Genomic DNA, 2,151 nt, shown 5'->3' on the forward strand with positions numbered 1-2,151 from the left:
CCCCGCCGGTCCGGCCGGCGCCCGCGGCCCCCGCCGCTCCCGGGCCCGTCGCCCGTTCCGCCCCGGCCCCCGCGGCCGCACCCGTGCCGAGCGCCCCGGTGCCCGCCGGCGGAACCGGGCACTTCGTGCTGCCGTCCGGCGCGCCCGTCCAACTGCCCACCCACCCGCCGCGGCAGCACGCGGCCACCGGGCCGATCGCCGTCCTGCTGATCGGACCGGCCGGGGCCGGCAAGACCACCGTCGCCCGCCACTGGGCCGAGCGGCGGCCCACCCCGACCGCGCACATCAGCCTGGACGACGTCCGCGAGTGGGTGCAGTCCGGCTTCGCCAACCCCCAGTCCGGCTGGAACAACGCCTCCGAGGCGCAGTACCGGCTGGCCCGCCGCACCTGCGGCTTCGCCTGCCGCAACTACCTGGCCAACGGCATCTCCTGCATCATCGACGACGCCGTCTTCCCGGACCGCCCGGCGATCGGCCTCGGCGGCTGGAAGCGGCACATCGGCCCCGGCATGATCCCGGTCGTCCTGTTGCCCAGCCTGGACTCCGTCCTGCACCGCAACGCCCGGCGCAGCGGCAACCGCCGCCTCGGGGACGAGGAGGTCGCCCGCATCCACGGGCGGATGGCCGGCTGGTACAACTCCGGGCTGCCGATCATCGACAACTCCTCCCTGGACGTCGCCGGGACGGCCGCCGAGCTGGACCGCGTCATCCTGGCCCGGCTGATGGGCATCCCGGTCCGCTGAACCGCCGCCCCGGCCCGCGGGAGCCGCGCCTTCCCGGCCCGCCGGCCCGCGGCGTCGCGGAGCTGTCGGAGCCGGCTGCGATGATGGACGGGTCATGTCGCCGCGCCCGGAGGAGCCGACGCCCGTGCCCGAAGGCCACATCATCCACCGCCTCGCCACCGAGAACCGGAAGGCCTTCGGCGGCCGCCCGGTGCGGGTCTCCAGCCCGCAGGGCCGGTTCGCCGACGAGGCCAAGGTGATCGACGGGCAGTTGCTCACCGGTGCGGAGGCCACCGGCAAGCACCTCTTCCTCGGCTTCGAGGAGGGCGCCTGGGTGCACGTCCACCTCGGCCTCTACGGCGGATTCACCTTCGGCACCGGCCCGGCGCCCGAGCCGGTCGGACTGATCCGGCTGCGGCTGGAGAACGAGGACGGCTACGCCGACCTGCGCGGCCCCAACACCTGCGCGCTCGTCACCGAGGGCCGGAAGGCCGCCGTCGCCGCCCGGCTGGGCCCCGACCCGCTGCGCGCCGACGCCGACCCGGAGGCCGCCTGGCGCCGGATATCGGGCAGCCGGACGACCGTCGCGGCACTGCTGATGGACCAGAAGGTGCTGGCCGGGGTGGGCAACGTCTACCGGGCCGAGGTGCTGTTCCGCCACGGCATCGACCCGCACCGGGCCGGGCGCGACCTCACCCGCCGGGAGTGGGACGCGGTCTGGGCCGACCTGGTCGCCCTGATGCGCGAGGGCGTCACCGCCGGCCGGATCGACACCGTCCGCCCGGAGCACACCCCCGAGGCGATGGGCCGCCCGCCCCGGGTGGACGACCACGGCGGCGAGGTGTACGTCTACCGGAGGGCCGCCATGCCCTGCCTGGTCTGCGGCACCGACGTGCGGACGGAGGAGCACGCCGCCCGCAACCTCTTCTGGTGCCCGGGCTGCCAGTCGGCGTGACGGGCGCCCGATCGTGACGCGTGCTGCCCCCGTGTCGTGGACAGCCCTTCTGAGCTGCGACGATGGATGTCGAGCGCGCCGAGCCGCGCGCCCCTGTCCGCACGGCCACGTGTGAACGTGGAGCGAAAGGAAGTCCCATGATCTTCATCACGGTCAAGTTCCCGGTCCGCCCCGAGCGCGCCGACGAGTGGCTGGGCCTGGTCGACGAGTTCACCCGGGCCACCCGCCAGGAGCCCGGCAACCTCTTCTTCGAGTGGTCCCGCAGCGTCGACGACCCCAACGAGTTCGTCCTGGTCGAGGCGTTCCGCGACGGCGACGCGGGCAAGGAGCACGTGGAGTCCGCGCACTTCGCCAAGGCCATGGAGGAGCTGTCGTACGCGGTGGCCGCCAAGCCGCGGATCGTCTCGACCGAGATCCCCGGCCTGGACGGCTGGGCGGAGATGGGCGAGATCACCCCCCGGTGACGTCCGAGTG

At 74.8% G+C, this 2,151-nt stretch carries 3 protein-coding genes; all 3 read left to right on the forward strand.

Annotation, left to right across the window (positions count from 1 at the left end):
- Positions 1-743 (forward strand): AAA family ATPase (locus ACIQOV_RS38595; RefSeq protein ID WP_401055469.1); only part of this gene is annotated, 743 nt, incomplete at its 5' end.
- Positions 744-867: 124 nt separating this feature from the next.
- Positions 868-1,677, forward strand: a complete 810-nt coding sequence (locus ACIQOV_RS38600; RefSeq protein WP_401055471.1) for an Fpg/Nei family DNA glycosylase — start codon at positions 868-870, stop codon at positions 1,675-1,677.
- A 137-nt stretch (positions 1,678-1,814) separates the two neighbouring features.
- Positions 1,815-2,141, forward strand: a complete 327-nt coding sequence (locus ACIQOV_RS38605; protein WP_359897444.1) for a putative quinol monooxygenase — start codon at positions 1,815-1,817, stop codon at positions 2,139-2,141.
- The last annotated feature ends 10 nt before the right edge of the window (positions 2,142-2,151 follow it).

Origin of the sequence: Kitasatospora sp. NPDC091257, assembly GCF_044757675.1 — a bacterium.
In the GTDB taxonomy this organism is placed as follows: Bacteria; Actinomycetota; Actinomycetes; order Streptomycetales; family Streptomycetaceae; genus Kitasatospora; species Kitasatospora lactacystinica.

Coding starts and splice junctions, on each gene's coding strand:
- ACIQOV_RS38605 (WP_359897444.1), top strand. CDS start 1,815: ATGATCTTCATCACGGTCAAGTTCCCGGTCCGCCCCGAGCGCGCCGAC.